This is a genomic window from Microbacterium sp. bgisy189 (assembly GCF_965345345.1).
Lineage (GTDB): Bacteria > Actinomycetota > Actinomycetes > Actinomycetales > Microbacteriaceae > Microbacterium.
Genome location: NZ_CBDRMZ010000001.1, coordinates 190,913 through 207,577 on the forward strand (window position 1 = coordinate 190,913; position 16,665 = coordinate 207,577).

Annotated in this window: 13 protein-coding genes; 3 read left to right on the forward strand and 10 right to left on the reverse strand. The window is 69.4% G+C overall.

Going from position 1 to position 16,665, the window contains the following annotated elements; translation table 11 throughout:
• The first annotated feature begins 142 nt into the window (after positions 1-142).
• On the forward strand, positions 143-1,225 hold the full coding sequence (locus ACSF8R_RS01000; protein ID WP_434809982.1) for a DNA glycosylase AlkZ-like family protein: 1,083 nt from the start codon (positions 143-145) through the stop codon (positions 1,223-1,225).
• Here the strand turns inward: ACSF8R_RS01000 and ACSF8R_RS01005 are convergent.
• Positions 1,203-1,754 carry a CueP family metal-binding protein gene (locus ACSF8R_RS01005; RefSeq protein ID WP_434809983.1) on the reverse strand — a complete coding sequence of 184 codons (552 nt, stop codon included), beginning with the start codon at positions 1,752-1,754 and terminating at the stop codon, positions 1,203-1,205. The genes ACSF8R_RS01000 and ACSF8R_RS01005 overlap by 23 nt on opposite strands.
• Here ACSF8R_RS01005 and ACSF8R_RS01010 point away from each other — a divergent pair.
• Positions 1,753-3,078: a M18 family aminopeptidase gene (locus tag ACSF8R_RS01010; protein WP_434809984.1), complete on the forward strand. Its 1,326-nt coding sequence runs from the start codon at positions 1,753-1,755 to the stop codon at positions 3,076-3,078. The genes ACSF8R_RS01005 and ACSF8R_RS01010 overlap by 2 nt on opposite strands.
• Positions 3,079-3,246: 168 nt before the next feature.
• On the opposite strand, the gene ACSF8R_RS01015 is transcribed toward ACSF8R_RS01010, so the two are convergent.
• From ACSF8R_RS01015 to ACSF8R_RS01035, 5 genes are read right to left on the reverse strand one after another with little or no spacing between them, the layout of a single operon-like run.
• Positions 3,247-6,261, reverse strand: coding sequence for an alpha-mannosidase (locus tag ACSF8R_RS01015; protein WP_434809985.1), 3,015 nt, complete (start codon positions 6,259-6,261; stop codon positions 3,247-3,249).
• Positions 6,262-6,304: 43 nt separating this feature from the next.
• A complete protein-coding gene (locus ACSF8R_RS01020; RefSeq protein ID WP_434809986.1) occupies positions 6,305-7,150 on the reverse strand; it encodes a carbohydrate ABC transporter permease in 846 nt (281 codons plus the stop codon).
• Positions 7,147-8,100, reverse strand: coding sequence for a carbohydrate ABC transporter permease (locus tag ACSF8R_RS01025; RefSeq protein ID WP_434809987.1), 954 nt, complete (start codon positions 8,098-8,100; stop codon positions 7,147-7,149). The genes ACSF8R_RS01020 and ACSF8R_RS01025 overlap by 4 nt, the downstream gene beginning before the upstream one ends.
• A 4-nt stretch (positions 8,101-8,104) precedes the next feature.
• Entirely contained in the window at positions 8,105-9,469 is a 1,365-nt protein-coding gene (locus ACSF8R_RS01030) for an extracellular solute-binding protein (protein WP_434809988.1), read from the reverse strand.
• Positions 9,470-9,524: 55 nt separating this feature from the next.
• The gene (locus tag ACSF8R_RS01035; RefSeq protein ID WP_434809989.1) at positions 9,525-10,769 is read right to left on the reverse strand and encodes an ROK family transcriptional regulator; all 1,245 of its coding nucleotides are present in this window, start codon (positions 10,767-10,769) and stop codon (positions 9,525-9,527) included.
• A 161-nt stretch (positions 10,770-10,930) separates the two neighbouring features.
• Here ACSF8R_RS01035 and ACSF8R_RS01040 point away from each other — a divergent pair, with 161 nt between their 5' ends.
• Positions 10,931-11,455, forward strand: a complete 525-nt coding sequence (locus ACSF8R_RS01040; protein ID WP_434809990.1) for a bifunctional nuclease family protein — start codon at positions 10,931-10,933, stop codon at positions 11,453-11,455.
• A 1-nt stretch (position 11,456) separates the two neighbouring features.
• Here the strand turns inward: ACSF8R_RS01040 and ACSF8R_RS01045 are convergent, their stop codons facing one another.
• From ACSF8R_RS01045 to ACSF8R_RS01060, 4 genes are read right to left on the reverse strand one after another with little or no spacing between them, the layout of a single operon-like run.
• A complete protein-coding gene (locus ACSF8R_RS01045) occupies positions 11,457-12,281 on the reverse strand; it encodes an energy-coupling factor transporter transmembrane component T family protein (RefSeq protein WP_434809991.1) in 825 nt (274 codons plus the stop codon).
• Positions 12,281-14,005 (reverse strand): ABC transporter ATP-binding protein, encoded by a 1,725-nt coding sequence (locus ACSF8R_RS01050; protein ID WP_434809992.1) that lies wholly within the window; start codon positions 14,003-14,005, stop codon positions 12,281-12,283. Before ACSF8R_RS01050 ends, ACSF8R_RS01045 begins: the two co-directional genes overlap by 1 nt.
• On the reverse strand, positions 14,002-14,919 hold the full coding sequence (locus tag ACSF8R_RS01055) for a cell division protein FtsQ (protein WP_434809993.1): 918 nt from the start codon (positions 14,917-14,919) through the stop codon (positions 14,002-14,004). Before ACSF8R_RS01055 ends, ACSF8R_RS01050 begins: the two co-directional genes overlap by 4 nt.
• A 60-nt stretch (positions 14,920-14,979) precedes the next feature.
• On the reverse strand, positions 14,980-16,620 hold the full coding sequence (locus ACSF8R_RS01060) for an HAD-IA family hydrolase (protein ID WP_434809994.1): 1,641 nt from the start codon (positions 16,618-16,620) through the stop codon (positions 14,980-14,982).
• Positions 16,621-16,665 lie beyond the last annotated feature (45 nt).

The following is a 16,665-nucleotide window of genomic DNA, read 5'->3' on the forward strand; positions in this document are numbered from 1 at the left end:
GGGTTTCGATACGCGCCGCCTGCGGTGGCGCACGCAACCACCGGGAACGGCGCAGCCGCGGTGCCCAGCCGGTGATCGAGTGCCGCGGCGCGGCCGCGGTGTATCGAGATCCCATGTCCGCGACGGCCGCTACGCTTCACGCATGCACCGGCTGACCCGTGATCAGGCGCGCCGCATCGCGGTGCGGGCGCAGCTGCTCGACGCGGAGCGTCCGGGCGACGTGGTCGAGGTGGCCGAGCAGATCGGGTCGGTCAAGATCGATCCGACGGCCGTGATCGCCCCGTGCGAGCACACGGTGCTGTGGGCGCGTATCGGATTCGGGTACGAGCCGGGCCATCTGCAGAAGGCGGTCGAGGACGACCGAGCGCTGTTCGAGTTCGACGGGAGATTCCGCCCGGCGAGCCTGCTGCCTGCGCTGCTGCCGCGGCTGCGGCGGCGCGAGTTCCGCCCGCAGACGCAGGAATGGCTCGACGCCAACGCGCGCTTCCGCCGTGACCTGCTGGCGCGGTTGCGGGCAGACGGACCGTTGGCGGCATCCGATCTGGAGGACACCAGTCAGGTCGCGGGCAACGACGAAGCCGGCTGGTACGGGTCCAACCAAGTGCCGCGGATGCTCGAGCTGCTCTCTCATCGAGCCGAGGTGGCGATCGTCGGGCGGCGTGGCCGGAACCGTGTGTGGGACATCGCCGAGCGCGCCTACGCCGGTGTCGCTGAGCTCGGGTACGACGAGGCCGGGGCTGTGCTGGAGCGGCGCAGGCTGCAGGCGGCGGGGATCGCCAAGCGCAAGTCGCCCTGGACGCCGGTGGGCGAGGCGGGGGAGCCCGCTGAGGTCGAAGGCAGTGCGTGGAAGTGGCGTGTCGACCCCGACGCGCTCGCCACCCTCGACGACGACCCGGGTGGCCGCGTCGCACTGCTGAACCCGTACGACGGCATGCTGTTCGACCGGCCGCGGCTGAAGGAACTGTTCGAGTTCGACTACGTGCTCGAGCAGTTCAAGCCGAAGGCGCAGCGCCGGTACGGCTATTTCGCGCACCCGATCCTGCTCGGCGACCGGTTCGTGGGGCTCGTCGATGCGGCGCTCGACAAGAAGAAGGAGAAGCTCGTCGTCGAGGCCGTGCACGAGCTCACCCCGTTCGACGACGACGAACGCGAGATGGTGGATGCCGAGCTCCGCGACCTCGCCGAATGGCTCGGCGTCGAACTCAGCGCAGCCGAAGCGTCGTGATGCAGGTCGGGTCTTCGGGCCCGGTGCCGATCGTGGCCGATGCCGTGCCCTGCACCCCGGTGATGGTCAAGGTGGCGGTCAGGCCGCTCGGCAGCCAGAGTCCGATGAAGCCGTTGTCGGCGGCGGTGCGCGGCTCGTCGACGAGGATCTCGCCGGTATCGGTGACGACGGTGACGTCGAACTCGCCGGAGCGCAGTTCTCCGAGGCACGTCGTCGGGCTGTGGAAGAAGCAGTCGTGCGTCTGGGAGACGTACGGCGCGACAGACAGGTAGAACAGATCGTCGGGAAGCGGATACTCCTCTTCGACCACCCCATTCGTGTACAGCACCCGGTCTGCGAGCACCGACGCGGTGATACTCGCCTGGCGGTCGTCGATCGGCGTGGACTCGAGCGTGTCGATGAGTTCGACCGCCGACATGTCGCTACCGGTCTCGACGCTCAAGTATCCGGTCGGCTCCTGCGGCGCGCACCCTGCGGCGGCCGTGGTGAGGATGACGGCGAGGAACAGGGCGGCGGCGCGGCGGAGCATGCCTCCAGTCAATCACCCGCGAACTACGATCGAAGGCGTGACCGTCACGCCCGCCGCCCTCGCCCACGCTGAAGACCTCGCCGCGTTCGTCGCGGCCTCGCCGTCGAGCTTCCATGCCGCTGCCGAGGTCGCGAGGCGGCTGACGGATGCCGGTTTCACGGCGCTGGATGAAGGCGAAGCCTGGCCCGAGCAGCCCGGTGGGCGGTACCTCGTCGTGCGAGACGGCGCAGTGCTCGCGTGGGTGGTGCCGACCGCCGCGACCGCGGCGACCGGTGTGCACGTGTTCGGCGCGCACAGCGACTCGCCGGCCTTCAAGCTCAAGCCGCAGCCGACCACCGGCAGCCGCGGCTGGCTGCAGGCCGGTGTCGAGATCTACGGCGGCCCGCTGCTGAACTCCTGGCTCGACCGCGAGTTGCGCCTGGCCGGGCGGCTCGTCCTCGACGACGGCACCGAGGCGCTCGCCGCCACCGGCGCGCTGCTGCGCCTGCCGCAACTGGCGATCCACCTCGACCGCCAGGTCAACGACGGCCTCGCGCTGCACAAGCAGCAGCAGACACAGCCGGTGTGGGGTCTGGGGGAGGCCGGCACCGCCGACATCCTCGCCGAGCTCGCCGCAGCCGCGGGGGTGGATGCCGCCCGCATCCGCGGCTACGACATCGTCACCGCCGACACCGCCCGCGGCGCCGTGTTCGGCAAAGACGACGCGTTCTTCGCGGCCGGCCGCCTCGATGACCTCGCCTCGGTGCACGCCGGGCTGGTCGCCCTCGAAGCAGTCGCCGACGGATTCGACGGCGAGCACATCGCGATGCTCGCCGTGTTCGACCATGAGGAGGTCGGCTCGGCCACCCGCTCGGGTGCCGCAGGGCCGTTCCTCGCGGACGTGCTCGAACGCATCCAGCTCTCCCTCGGCGCCGACCGCGACCAGCAGCACCGAGCGCTCGCGGCATCGTGGTGCGTGTCGAGCGACGTGGGGCACTCGGTGCACCCCAACTACGCCGACCGGCACGACCCCGTCGTGCAGCCGCTCCTCGGATCGGGCCCGATCCTCAAGATCAACGCGAACCAGCGCTACGCGACCGACGGTGTCGGGGCTGCGGCCTGGAACGGCTGGTGCGACACCGCTGGTGTGACCAGCCAGGAGTTCGTCTCGAACAACGCGGTGCCGTGCGGCTCGACGATCGGCCCCATCACGGCGACGCGTCTCGGCATCCGCACGGTCGACGTCGGCATCCCGATCCTGTCGATGCACTCGGCCCGTGAACTCGCCGGCACCGCCGACCTGCACGACCTCAGCGCCGTCGCCGGCGCGTTCTTCGCGGGCTGACGCGTTTCGTCTCGCTCCGCTCGCTCAACGACCGTCGCTGCGCTCGGTCGTTGAGCGAGGAGCGTAGCGACGAGACGAAACGTGACGGTCAGGCGCGCAGCGGGGCGTGACGCGCGGGCGCGACGGGACTGGGCGACCATGCCTCCGACGGTACCCGTCGGCACCGCGTCAGCGACGGAAGCGCAGCGTGACGAGCTGGAACGCGTCGAGGCGCAGGCTCACCCCGTCGGAATCGAGCGTGTCGATCGCGTCCTGCTTGACAGACCGCTCCAGCAGGTCGACCTGGTCGACACCCGACCAGTCGAATCCGGTGAGCAGTGTCGCGGCCCGGCGCTCGCCGAGCGCTTCGTACAGCCGCACGATGACGTCGCCCGACCCGTCCTCGGCGAGCTTGACGGCTTCGACGGCGACCCCGCCGTCGCCCACGCTGACAGCCGGTTCGATGCCGTGCGCGCCCCGCGTCTCCCAATCCGGCAGATTCAGCCGCAGCCCCTGCGCGATGGCCGCGCCGATCGGTGCGTTCGGCAGCAGCGACACCGTGAACTCGTGCGCGCCCTGGTCGGCCTCGGGGTCGGGGAACAGCGGTGCACGCACCAGCGTGACCCGTGCGACCGTCTCACGTCCGCCGCCGGCACCGGCGCCGGAGCGCACGTCGTGTCCGTAGCTGGCGTCGTTGGCGATACTCACCCCGAAGTCGCCCTCGGCCAGTCGCATCCACCGGTGCGCGACCGTCTCGAACCGGGCGACGTCCCACGACGTGTTCGCGTGGACCGGCCTCGTCACGTGCCCGAACTGGATCTCGGACTCGGCGCGGTCGGCCCGCACGCGCAGCGGGAACGCGAGCTTGAGCATCTTCTGCCGCTCGTGCCAGTCCAGCCGCACCGTGATGTCGAGGGCCCCCGAGACGGGGTCGACGCGCAGCGACTGCACCGCGGTGGATGCGCCGAACCGGCGGGTGATGCGGATCGTGTCGCCGTCGATCTCGACGTGCTCGACGTCGCGCAGCTCGGTCGCCGGAGCACCCGAGTCCTCCGCGTCGATGTTCCACGCGTCCCAGTCGCGGGGCGTGTCGCGCAGCAGCTGCAGTACGCCCGCGGGGTGCGCTGGGTCGATGAGTTCGCGGCCGTCGCGGGCCATGGCGACGTCGTGCAGTCGGCATCCCGCGATGGTGCCGTCGGCCGCGATCCGCCACGTCACGGTCGGGGCGTGCAGCACCCACCCGTCTCCGTCACGTTCGGGCAGGACGGGCGGCGAAACCTGCGTTGGGATCTGCTCGAACGCGCCCAGTTCTGCGGCGCGCACCGTCAGCGTGCGGTCCCCCTCGCCGACCAGCACCCGCACCGACGACTCGATGATCTCGGTGAGCTCCTGCGTGACGGCGGCGTAGTTGCGCTCGGCCTCCTGGTGCACCCAGGCGATCGAGGTGCCGGGAAGGATGTCGTGGAATTGCTGCAGCAACACCGTCCGCCACGCCGTGCGAAGACGGTCAACGGGGTACGCGGCGCCCTTTCGCACGGTCGCGAGCGTCGCCCAGAGCTCGGCGGCACGCAGCAGGTGCTCGCTGCGACGGTTGCCGCGCTTCGTGCGGGCCTGTGCGCTGTAGGTGCCGCGGTGGTACTCGAGGTACAGCTCGCCAGACCACACCGGCGCATCCGGGTATTCAGCCTCGGCGTCGGCGAAGAACTCTGAGGGGGAGGCCATCCGTACCCGCGGTGAGCCCTCCAGGTCGGCCGTGCGCCGGGCCGCTGCGACCATCTCGCGCGTCGGGCCGCCGCCTCCGTCGCCCCACCCGAACGGCACGAGCGAGTGCGACGCATGCGCCTTCTCGGCGAACTGGCGTTCGGCCAGTGCGAGCTCTGCGGCAGACAGCTCGGCGTTGTAGGTGTCGACGGGAGGAAAGTGCGTGAAGACGCGGGTGCCATCGATGCCCTCCCACAAGAAGCTGTGGTGCGGCATGCGGTTCGTCTCGTTCCACGAGATCTTCTGCGTCAAGAACCACTTCGATCCCGCGGAACGGATGATCTGCGGCAGCGCCGCCGAATAGCCGAACGAGTCCGGCAGCCACACTTCGAGCGGTTCGACACCGAGCGCTTCCATGAAGAACCGCTTGCCCTCGATGAACTGGCGCGCCATCGCCTCGCCACCGGGCATGTTCGTGTCGGACTCGACCCACATACCGCCCACCGGAACGAACCGGCCGGCCGCGACCTGCGCTTTGATGCGCTCGAACAGCTCGGGGTAGTACTCCTGCATCCATGCGTACTGCTGGGCGGACGACGCCGCGAACACGAAACCGGGCTCGCGGTCGATCAGCTCGAGCACGTTCGAGAACGTGCGGGCCACCTTGCGCACCGTCTCGCGCACGGGCCACAGCCATGCCGAGTCGATGTGCGCGTGACCGATCGCCGTCACGACATGGCTGGATGCCGCGGCCGGTGACGCGAGCACCTCGGCGAGTTCGGCGCGTGCCGCCTTGGCAGTGCCGGGCACGTCGTCGGGGTCGAGCGCGTCGGCTGCCCGCACAAGCGCCGCGAGCACCCGCGCGCGCCGCGTCCGGTCGGGTTCGAGCACGTCGACGAGGCCGCGCAGTGTCCATACGTCTTGTGTGAGCTCCCACACTGCGACCTCGCGCAACCCGAGGAACAGTGCCTCGAGCCGGTAGATGGGTTCGTCGCCCGCCGTGGCGGGGTCGCCGAGATGTGTCGGCGCGAACGTGAAGGTACCCGCGACACTCGGGTTGCCGGCCGCCTCGATGTACAGATCGATCGAGCCGTCGGCCGCGGCGACGCCGGCCAGCGGCACCGTGTTGTTGCGGGGTTCGATCGCCTTCACGATCGTCCCGTCGGGGCGGAAGACGAGCGCCTCTGCTTGAAAGCCCGGGCCGGACTCGTCGAACCCCAGATCGATGACGAGTTCGACGTCGGCCCCGGCGGCATCCACCCACTCGTCGGGAATCGTCCCGGTCACGTGGAACCAGACAGTGCCCCACGGCTTGCCCCACGCCTGCCCGACGGTGAACGGCGTGTACGACTCCTGGATCGCCTCGGCGAACGGCACGGGCTCGCCCGGCACCTCCCACGCGGTCAACTCCAGCCCGGCGGTGTCGCGGTACGCGGCAGGGCGCAGCCGGTCGCCGAACACGCGGTCGATGCGCTGCAGCGTCAGTCGGTCGTTGCGATGCATGGAGTCCTTCTCGGGAGCGGGTGGGAGTCGGGAACGGGGGAGGTCAGCCCTTGACGGCGCCAGACAGGGCGAACGTGCCGCCCAGTCCGCGTGTGACCAGAAGGTACAGGCCGAGCACGGGCAGGGAGTACAGCAGCGAATAGGCCGCGAGTCTGCCGTAGCCGACCGTGCCGTACTGCCCGAAGAACGAGTAGATCGACACGGCGGCGGGTTGCCACTCGGGGGAGTAGAGCAGAACGAACGGCACGAAGAAGTTGCCCCACGCCTGCAGGAACACGAACACGAACACGACCGACAAGGCGGGGCGCATGAGCGGTACGACGATGCGTCGCAGCGCCGTCATAGCGCTCGCGCCGTCCACCCACGCGGCCTCTTCCAGGCTCACCGGCACCGAGTCCATGAAGTTCTTCGTCATCCACAGTGCCATCGGCAACGAGCTCGCCGCGAGGAACAGCGCGACCGCCCATGGCTTGTCGATCAGGCGCAGCTGTACGAACAGGCTGTAGACGGGGACCATGATCGCGGTGATGGGCAGGCAGCTGGCGAACAGCACGGTGTACAAGAACGTGCCGCCCCAGCGCGACCGATAGCGGGAGAGCGGATAGGCGGCGAGCACCGCCACGACGACCGTCACCACCGCCGCGCCCGTCGACAGCAACAGGCTGTTCAGCAACGGGACGAGGGTGAGCTCGGGGGTGAGGACGGCCGTGAAGTTGTCGAGCGTGACCTGTTCGGGCAGCTTCACCTGGTACGTCGCCGCCGGATCGACCGCAGCGAGCACGACCCAGGCGAGGGGGAGCGCGAACAGGATGCCGATCGCCAGCAGCACGATGTTCGCCCACACCTTTGTTGCGGCACGCGTGGGGGCGGCGATGCTCACGGCCGTCACGCGCGATCACCCGCCCGCCGCAGTGACACGACGTACAGCACCGAGAACACGGCGCCGAGCGCCAGCATGACGACGGCGATCGCGTTGCCATAGCCGATGTCGCCGAACTGGAACGCCTCGGTGTACGCGAGCACCGGCAGCGTGCTCGACGTTCCCGCCGGCCCACCTGCGGTCATCACCCAGATGAGCGTGAACACCGACAGCGTCTGCAGGGTCGTCAGCATGAGGTTCGTGAACACGGTGCCGCGGATCATCGGCAGGGTGATCAGTCGGAACCGCTGCCATGCGTTCGCGCCGTCGAGCATCGACGATTCGATCACGTCGGGGGAGACGTCGTCGAGGGCGGCGCGGTAGATCATCATCGAGAACGCCGTACCGCGCCAGGTGTTGGCCAGCACGATCGCGAGCACCGGGAAGGCATAGAGCCAGTTCGGGCCTTCGATGCCGACCGCGCCGAGGAGCTGATTGAGCGTGCCATCGGCCGAGAGGAACGCATACCCGATGAAGCCGGCGACGATCTCGGGCAGCACCCATGCGACGACGACGAGCACACCGACCGTGCCGGCGACGGGGCGACTACCCGCCCGGAACAGCACGGCCAGCAGCATCCCGAGCACGTTCTGCCCGATGACGGCCGAGCCGACCACGAAGACCACCGTCACACCGATCGACACCGGCAGCGCCGGATCGGCGAACAGGCGCGTGAAGTTATCGATCCCGATGAACTCGGGGTTCGCGGCGCGCGGGCCGCTGAGCGCCCGGTTGCTGAGCGAGCCCGCCAACGCCCATCCGATCGGACCGGCGAGGAAGATCAGCAGCAGCCCCACCGCCGGCACCAGCGGCAACGCTCTGACAGGCGTTGCCTCTCTGCTGGTGCGAGCACTGCGTGCTGATCTGTTCTGCGTCGCCGGCCCGATCGTCTCCCCCTGCGACGGGGTCGTGGCGGTCATCCTCCTATTTGACGATGACCTGGTCGTCGCCCACCAGCTGGCGCACCGCGGCGTCGTAGGCGGCAGCCGCCTCTTCCGGGGTCTGCTGGCCGGTGATGACGGCTTCCGTCGCCTGCTGTGCAGCGACCGAGATCTGCGGATAGTCGCTGTTGGCGGGACGGAAGTGTGTGACGGCGACGGCTTCGCTGACCGCGCCGACGAACGGGTTCGCCTCGAGATACTCGGCTTCCGACGCCACGTCGGTGCGCACCGCGATCTGCGCGTTGTTGACCGCGTACCAGAGCGAATTCTCCTTGTTCATGACCGTGGCCATGAACTCGAACGCGAGGTCGGGTTCTTCGGTGTAGGCGGATGCCGCGAGCGTCCAGCCGCCCGACATGCTCACGCCACCCGGCTCCTGTCCCTCCTGCGTCGGGAACAGCGCCACCCCCATGACGTCGCCGTAATCAGCCCACTCGTAGGATCCCCCCTCGATCCAGAACGACGGCGTGTACGAGCCCTCGACCGTCGCGCCGAGCGTGTTCTGCGGGAACATCTCGCCGAACACCGCCTGCCACACATTCGGATCGAGCGCCTTGTCGGGCGATACCGCATAGCCCTCGTCGTACAGCGTCTGCAAGAACGTGAGCGAATCGACGAAGCCCTGCGATTCGACGACCCACTTGCCCGACTCATCGTCGAACAGGCCCGTCCCATCACCCGTGCCGTACAACAGCTCGTAGAAGCTCTGCATCACGGTGCCCTCACCGGTGCCCGTGCCCGCGTACATGTTGAACGGCACGACATCCGGCTGGCTGGCCTTGATCTTCGCAGCAACGTCGAGGATGTCATTCCAGCTCTCGGGCTGCCAGGGAACCCCCACCCCGGCAGCTTCGAGAACCGTCTTGTTGTACCAGATGACACGAGTGTCGGTGCCGAGCGGCAGCGCGTAGACGCTGCCGTCCTCACCTTGACCCGCGGCCTTGGCACCCTCGTCGAACTGGCCCCAGTCTTCCCAGTCGGCGAGGTGGTCGTCGAGGTTGAGCAGGTAGCCAGCCTCGACGTCGCTGCGAACATTGAAGGTGTCTTCGTAGAACACGTCCGGCGCGGTGTCGGCCGAACCGAGCGACAGCTGCAGACGCGTCTTGTAATCGTCATCCGTCGCCGTGATCGGTTCGAGCTCGACCGTGACCCCTTCGTGCTCAGCCTCGAACTGCTCCTTCGCGGTGTTCAGGAGCGTGTCGAGCACCGTGAACGAGTCGGTCTTCGAGTACGCGACCGTGATGGTCGTCGACCCGTCGGTCGGCTCGTCACCGGCGGTGCACCCGCCGAGCGCGAGAACGGCCACCGTTGCGACGGCCGTCGTGGTCACTGCTGCAGGTGTTTTCATGGCGCCCCCCTGAGACCTGATAAGTCAACCGAATGGATATATCGGTGTCAAGACCTCAGGCCAACAAGAGCGATGCTGGCCTGGGCGTGAGGGCCTCGTCGAGTACGAGGCATGCGGCACCGATCGCGCCGACGTCGTCGCCGGCGTTCGTTCCCGTCACCGTCACCCGGCGCACACTGCGGGTCACCAGCAGGTCGGCGAGCGCGTCAGGCACTTGGCGCTCGAACCACGGCGACAGTCGCGCCCACAGCGGCCCGCCCACGATCACGCGGTCGACGTCGAGCAGATTGCAGACCACCGCCAGTGCGCGCGTGATGCGCTCGCCACCGCGCTCGAGCACCGTGAGCGCCCCGGCGTGCTCGGCGGCGGCGAGGTCGACCAGTGCCGAGAAGGCGTCGTCGATTGTGCGCGGATCGTTGCCGACCCGGGTGGCGGGCAGGATGCCGAGGGCTTCGGCATCTTCGACCAGCGAAGCCGGTGTGCAGCTGACGGCGATGCAGCCGCGCTGGCCGCACACGCACGTCGGTCCGGACGGGTCGACCACGATGTGCCCGATCTCGCCCGCGTTGCCCGAACCCCCGCGCACGACTTCGTCATCGACGACGAGCCCCATGCCGAGGCCGGTGCCCAGATACAGGAAGGCGAAGCTGGTTGCAGTGCCCGCGGCATCCATCCACCGCTCGGCGACCGCGGCCGCCGTCACATCCTTGTCGAGGACGACGGGAAAGCCGGTGCGTTCGGCCACAGCGTCGCGCAGCGGCACACGGTGCCAGCCGCCCAGATTCGGCGGGTCGACGATGATGCCCCGCTCGGCATCGATGGGGCCGGGGGCGGCGATGCCGATGCCCACGATCGGTTCGCGATCGACGTCGGCGGTCGCAAGCAGCAATTCGATCTCTTTCGTGATGAGACGCACGGTGCGATTCGGGTCGGACGCACTCGGGGTCGGCCTGCTGCGCCGTGCGACGACGGTGCCATCGATCGACAACAGCACGATCGTCAGCAGCGAGGGGTCGAGGTGTACGCCCACCGCGTAGCGGCTCGACGTCACCAGACGCAGCAGGGTGCGCGGCTTTCCCGGCCCGGCCTGCTGACGGTCTCCTGGCAGCGTGCGCCCGGCCTCTTCGATGATCCCGGCTTCGAGCAGACGCTGCGTGATGTTCGAGACCGTCTGCGCCGACAGGCCCGTCGACGCCGCGAGTTCGACGCGGCTGAGCCCGCCAGAGCGGCGCACGCGGTCGAGCACGAGCGCCTGGTTGTAACCCCTGACGCTCGGCTGATTCGCGCCGCGCCTGACCATGAACCTCACAGTAGTCGCGTCGCTGCTCGAGCACGGAGGTCAGATCATCGACCTTCTGCTCGAGCCGGTGCACCTCGCCGGCGGGCGGCGCCGTCAAGCCGCGCCGCGCACCGCGACAGTCCCGAACCGGTGTGACAGGCTGGGCGTACGGGGCTGTTCGAATGGCTCGCGACACGGAACGGAGACTGCTGATGGTGCAGGTGCGCGTCGCCGGGGTGGCGCTGGATCAGTCCGGCCAGCACGTGATCTTGCTGAAGCCCATCGACGAGCTTCCGGGGGAGGGGCGGATCCTGCCGATCTGGATCGGTGCGCAGGAGGCGACCTCGATCCTCATCGCCCTCGAAGGCGCCGCCACCCCGCGGCCGCTCGCCCACGACCTCATGCGGGCGATGCTCGAAACCCTGGGCGCCGACGTCGACCGCGTCGAGGTGACCCGCATCGACGACGGCACCTTCTACGCCGAGATCGGGCTGCGCGCGGGCGCCGGCGACCTGCGCGTCGACGCCCGCCCGTCGGATGCCGTGGCCCTCGCCTCTCGCACCGGCGCGCCGATCTGGGTCGCCGACGAAGTGCTCGAAGAAGCGGGCGTTCCCGACATCACCGGTGACGGCGACGAATCCGAGGAGAACGTCGAGGAGTTCAAACGGTTTCTCGACGACGTCGACCCCGACGACTTCCGCGAATAGCTCATCGGTACAGCGGCCACGTCGCGCCGATCCAGAACGAGACGGCGACTGCGAGCAGCGTCGCGACGAACACGACGACATCGATCCACCCGAACTGCAGCCGCTGCATCCGCAACGATCGGCTGTTCGCATCACCGCCGGCTCGCGTGAAGCCCCGCGTCTCGAGGGCCTCGACCGTGGTGCGCACGGAGGCTGCCGTGTTGAGGAAGATCGGGTAGAAGCACAGCACCGTCATGCGCACGTACTGCACGCCTGAACGCCACTTCAGCAGCCCCGGCTTCTCGGGCGGCGCCTGCCGGAGCCGGTACCCCTCGAAGACGGTGCTGAACTCCTCGATGAGGATCGGCAGCATGCGGTAGCCGTAGCTGACGCCGAACGCGAGCATCTGCGGCATCCGGAACGCCAGCAGCGCGTCGGAGAGCTTCTCGGGGTCGAGCGAGACGAACGCGGCCATACTGGCGAGCGCGACGATCCCGAGCTTGAGGTTGAGGGCCGCCAACGCGATGAGCGTGTCGACGTTGCCGCCGAACAGCCATGCCGCGATCGACATGTACACGACTTCCATGCCCATACCGAGCACGAACAGGCCGAGGATGAGCGGTCCCACGCGTGCGAGCACGATCGCGATGACGCCGACGCCGAAGAGTGCAGCCAGCACCGTGATGTTGTGGGTGAACCACGGGATGATCGCCATCGCGAGGTACCAGACGACGACCGCGCGCGGATCCATCGCCGCGAACACGCCGCCACGGGTCGCGTAGGCGGTGCGGATGAGTTCGAGCTTGACCCACTCGACCGACAGCACATCGTGATGGGTGCGCGCCATCAGGCCACCCCCGCAAGTCGTGCACCGGTCAGCTGCGGTACGCGCACGGCCGCGGTGAACTCGGCGACCGACAGCGGCACCGGATCGATGCCGAGCAGGTGACCCAGCTCGGCGATCTGCGGCGGGCGCAGGCGTGTCTCGGCGCGTAGCGCATCGTCGGCGAACAGACGCCTCGGCGTGAGATCGGCGCGGACACGGCCGTCCGCGAGCACGATGACCCGTGTCGCCCACTCGGCGACGAGCTGCATGTCGTGGGTCGCCACCACGGCGCACGCGATCGTGTCGGAGAGGTCGGCGAGCATCGCGGTCACATCGTCGCGGCTGCGCACGTCGAGGCTGGAGGTCGGCTCATCGAGCAGCAGCAGGCTCGGGCGCATCGCGAGACCGATCGCGAGCGCCGCTCGGCGCTGCTGGCCGCCCGACAGCAGTCGGCCGTCGCGGTCGGCCAGTGCGTCGAGTTCGACGCGTTGCAGGACCCGCTCGACGAGCGCCTCGGCATCCGGTTCGCGCCGACTGCGGGGGGCGAGCGCCACATCGTCGCGCACGCTGCCCTTCAAGAACATCGTCTGCGGATGCTGCGGCAGGTACGCGACGGTCTGCGCCATCTCGCGCGCCGACACGTCGCGCGTGCTGCGCCCTTCGACGCGCACGTCGCCTTCGCGGGCGACGACGATGCCCGCCAGCAGCTTCATGAGCGTCGACTTTCCCGCCCCGTTGCCGCCGACCAGCGCGACCCGGTCGCCGTCTCGCAGGTCGAGGTCGAGGCCGTCGAGCACAGGGGTGATCGCACCGCCCACCGATCGGTAGCCGTGACGGATGCCGGTGGCGGTCGCCACGACGCGGGCAGGTGTCGCGGCGGTGTCGACGGGTGCGAGTGCGCGCTCACGAACCTCGACGCCCCGCTCCCGCAGCAGGTCGGCGGCCTCCTGCGGATCGCGGGGCGCGGCCGCGACACCGAGCGCGTGGACCGCGGCGATCGCCTGCGGCGCGGGGATGCCATGGGCTTCGAGCTCGCCGATGCGCTGCAGCGCATCGCCGGTGGGCAGATGCCACACGGGTGCGCCGTGCGCCATGAGCACGACCGACTCCGCGTACCGTGCGATGAACTCGGCGTGATGCTCGATCACGACGACGGTCACGCCGTGGTCGCGATTGAGGGCCCGGAGCCGGCGGTAGATCTCCTCCGCACGCGCCGGGTCGAGTTCGGCGACGGGTTCGTCGACGACGATGATCTCGGGGCGCAGGGCCAGCACACCGGCCAGGGCGGTCAGGTGCGCCTGGCCGCCCGACAGCTGCCACACGTATCGGTTCGACAGTGCGTCGATCCCCATCGCCTCCATCGCCTCGACCGTGCGCTCGGCATGGTCGGTGTGCCCGAAGTTCACAGGGCCGAACGACACCTCATCGGCCACGGTCGGCCGCACGAGCTGGTTCTGGAAGTCCTGGTAGACGTAACCGACGGTCGTCGACAGCTCCGCCACCGACGACTCATAGGTGTCGATGCCGTCCACCGTGACCGAGCCTGCGAACTCGCCCGACCAGTAGTGCGGGATGAGTCCGTTGAGCGTCTTGCACAGCGTGGTCTTGGCTGCGCCGTTGCTGCCGACGATCGCGACGAAGTCGCCGCGGTCGATCGTGAGGTTGACGTTGCGGAGCGTGTCGTGGTCGGCGCCCGGGTATCGGAACGAGAGGTTCTCGATGCGGACGATGGGGTCGCCGCTCATGCGCGCGGGCTCGCCTTTCCGCGGGCACGGCGGCGGTGGGCGGCGAACAGGGCCGTCGCGATCGCGAGCAGGACGACGATGGCGGCGACGCTTACCCACAGGAACCCGTCGCCGAACTGGTCGCGGAACTCGCCGTCGACGACGCCGATGTTCACATCCCAGGCCTCGAGGAACGCGAAGAAGAACGACGCGACGGCCAGCAGCACGGCCACGGCGACGAACCAGCCGGCGCGCGGCGCGGCGCCGGGCACGGGCTCGCCGGGCACGCGGGGGCGCACGCCCAGCAGCGGCTCGATCTTGCCGTGCAGGGCGGGAATGAGCCACATGGCGGGGATCGCGCCGAAGAGGATGCCGCTGATGAGGATGTCGACGCCGAACCCGATGCCTTCGATTGCGAGGATCGACTCGGGGAGGCCCTCGACGAATTCGGCGTCTTCGAGGCCGATCCACACCTTCGACAGGTCGACGATCGCCGACAGCGCCTTGTCGATCAGCACGACGAGGACGGCGCCGAACCAGATCTGACCGCGGCTGCGCGGATTGCGGATGACGGTTCCGGCGATGTAGAGCGCGAGGAACATCTGGATGAAGCCCTCGACTTCTGCCAGGCCCGAGAAGTCGCCCATCAGCAGGTCGGTGAAGATGATCTCGCCGAGGGGTGCGCCCAGGGCCGCCCAGAAGGGTGAGAACAGGGCGACCATGGTCAGTGGCACGAACACGAAATAGCTCACCGAGACGTCGATCGGGCCGACCGAGACGTCGGGGATGACTTCGAGGATGATGTTCGACAGGCCGAACAGGGCCATCGACAGCACGAAGATCATGAGTTTCTGCGGTGTCGTGAGGTCGCCGCCGGGGGCGCCGATGCCGCGCAGGGCGCCGGCGCGCTCGTAGGTGGGGGTGGTCGTGGTCATGATGATCCTTCGGGTGGCTCGGGTGGCTCGGGTGGCTCGGGTGGCTCGGGTGGTGGAGGGTCAGGCGGCGGTCGGGACGGCGGCGACGAGCGAGATGAGCTCGTCGGCCGCTGAGATGACGAGGGTGGCGCGTCCGTTGGCGAGCGCCGCGTCGACCGCGTCGTCGTCGGTGGACCCGCCCCGCACGATGACGCGGTTCGCGATGCCGAGCGCCTGGGCGGCTTCGGCGTCGTTGTGGGGCTTGTCGCCGACGAACCAGGTGGCGGCGGGGTCGGACCCGGCGATCAGCAGCGCTTCGCGCACGATGTGCGGGTCGGGTTTGCGGTGGCCGTTCTCGTCCGAGCACACGTAGGCGCCGATGAGGTGGTCGATGCCGTGGCCGGCGCATTCGGCGCGCACGGCTCGGCCGCTGACCGTGTTCGAGACGACCACGACCGCGATGCCTTCGCTGCGCATGTGTTCGAGCAGCGCCCGGATGCCGGGGCGCAGGGTGCGGCGACTCTTGGCGCGGCCGTAGCGGAACATCAGGTCGTGCGCTTCGGCTTCGAGCACTGCTCTCGCGCGGGTCGACAGTCCTTCGCCGGCGAGGTCGCGCCAGAACACGGTGGCGTCGACTTCGAGGTTCTCGCCGCCGGCGTCGAGCGCGGCCCGCTGCTCGCGCTTGCGGTCGCTGTGGCGTTGCTTGGCCAGCGTGACGAGTTCGCGTGCACGACCGGGTGTGACCCGTTCGTCGTCACCGTCGAGCAGCCCCGCGAGGTGTTCGGCGAATGCCTCCATGAGCGCGTCGTCGGGGACGGAGGTGGAGATCACGCCGCCGTGGTCGATGAGCAGGGCCGGGCGGCCGGGCGTCGGCGCGTCGACGCGGACGGTCGGAGCAGAGCCCGCGGGGGCTGAAGCGCGAAGCGCCGCTGCCAAGCCTTCGGGGGTGGGGAAGACAGCATCGGCCACGTCGTTCACCGTGAACGGCGGGCGATCGGTGTGGTGGCTCGCGGTCACGATGACGGCGCCCACGCCGGCGCGTCGCCCGGCGACGACGTCGCGGTCCTGCGTGTCGCCGACGTACCACGTCGAGGCGGGCGCCACCCCGAGTGCTGCGGCTGCGAGTTCGATCATGCGTGCATGCGGCTTTCGCATGCCGACCTCGTCGCTGTACACCTGCACGCCGAACACGCCGGCGAGGCCGTGCGCGGCGAGCAGGGCACGGTGGCTGCGGCCGGAGTGGGCGTTGCTCACGATGCCGAGCGGGATGCCGCGGCGCGTGGCCTCGTCGATCAATTCGCGGATGCCGGGGCGCACCTGGTGCGTCGAGAGGGTCGTGTTGACCTCGGCGAGCACGTCGCCCGCCTCGGCGACCAGCACGGCGCGCGCAGCCGGCGGCAGATCGGCGGCGAGGAAGTCGCCGACCACCTCGCGGTGGGTCATCTCGCGCGGTTCGAGTCGCCGGCTCGACGCGTGCTTCCAGTGGCCGAGTGCGGTGAGCCCGGCATCCAGCCCAGCCCGCATCGTCGTCCGATCGACGGTGTGGCCGGCGCGCGCGAGGCGCGCGACGAGCGAGTCTGCGAGCTCGTCGCGTCCGGTCGGTCGCTTCGCGGTCTCGAAGACGACCCCGCCGAAATCGAGCAGCAGGGCGCGCGGTGCGTGGGCGAGCGCCGGGATGGCATCGGCGGTCTCGGCGACGGGGGAGGTGGTCGGTACGGGCACGGGTTCTCTTTCGATCGGCTTCCGTTCTGGGGCGGTCGACGGCGA

Excerpts from the sequence above, each read along its gene's own strand:
- ACSF8R_RS01015 (WP_434809985.1), bottom strand. The coding sequence starts at position 6,261 with ATGCATCGCAACGACCGACTGACGCTGCAGCGCATCGACCGCGTGTTC.
- ACSF8R_RS01055 (WP_434809993.1), bottom strand. The coding sequence starts at position 14,919 with ATGACCACGACCACCCCCACCTACGAGCGCGCCGGCGCCCTGCGCGGC.
- ACSF8R_RS01045 (WP_434809991.1), bottom strand. The coding sequence starts at position 12,281 with ATGGCGCGCACCCATCACGATGTGCTGTCGGTCGAGTGGGTCAAGCTC.
- ACSF8R_RS01035 (WP_434809989.1), bottom strand. The coding sequence starts at position 10,769 with ATGGTCAGGCGCGGCGCGAATCAGCCGAGCGTCAGGGGTTACAACCAG.
- ACSF8R_RS01050 (WP_434809992.1), bottom strand. The coding sequence starts at position 14,005 with ATGAGCGGCGACCCCATCGTCCGCATCGAGAACCTCTCGTTCCGATAC.
- ACSF8R_RS01030 (WP_434809988.1), bottom strand. The coding sequence starts at position 9,469 with ATGAAAACACCTGCAGCAGTGACCACGACGGCCGTCGCAACGGTGGCC.
- ACSF8R_RS01040 (WP_434809990.1), top strand. The coding sequence starts at position 10,931 with ATGGCTCGCGACACGGAACGGAGACTGCTGATGGTGCAGGTGCGCGTC.
- ACSF8R_RS01005 (WP_434809983.1), bottom strand. The coding sequence starts at position 1,754 with ATGCTCCGCCGCGCCGCCGCCCTGTTCCTCGCCGTCATCCTCACCACG.
- ACSF8R_RS01010 (WP_434809984.1), top strand. The coding sequence starts at position 1,753 with ATGCCTCCAGTCAATCACCCGCGAACTACGATCGAAGGCGTGACCGTC.
- ACSF8R_RS01025 (WP_434809987.1), bottom strand. The coding sequence starts at position 8,100 with ATGACCGCCACGACCCCGTCGCAGGGGGAGACGATCGGGCCGGCGACG.
- ACSF8R_RS01000 (WP_434809982.1), top strand. The coding sequence starts at position 143 with ATGCACCGGCTGACCCGTGATCAGGCGCGCCGCATCGCGGTGCGGGCG.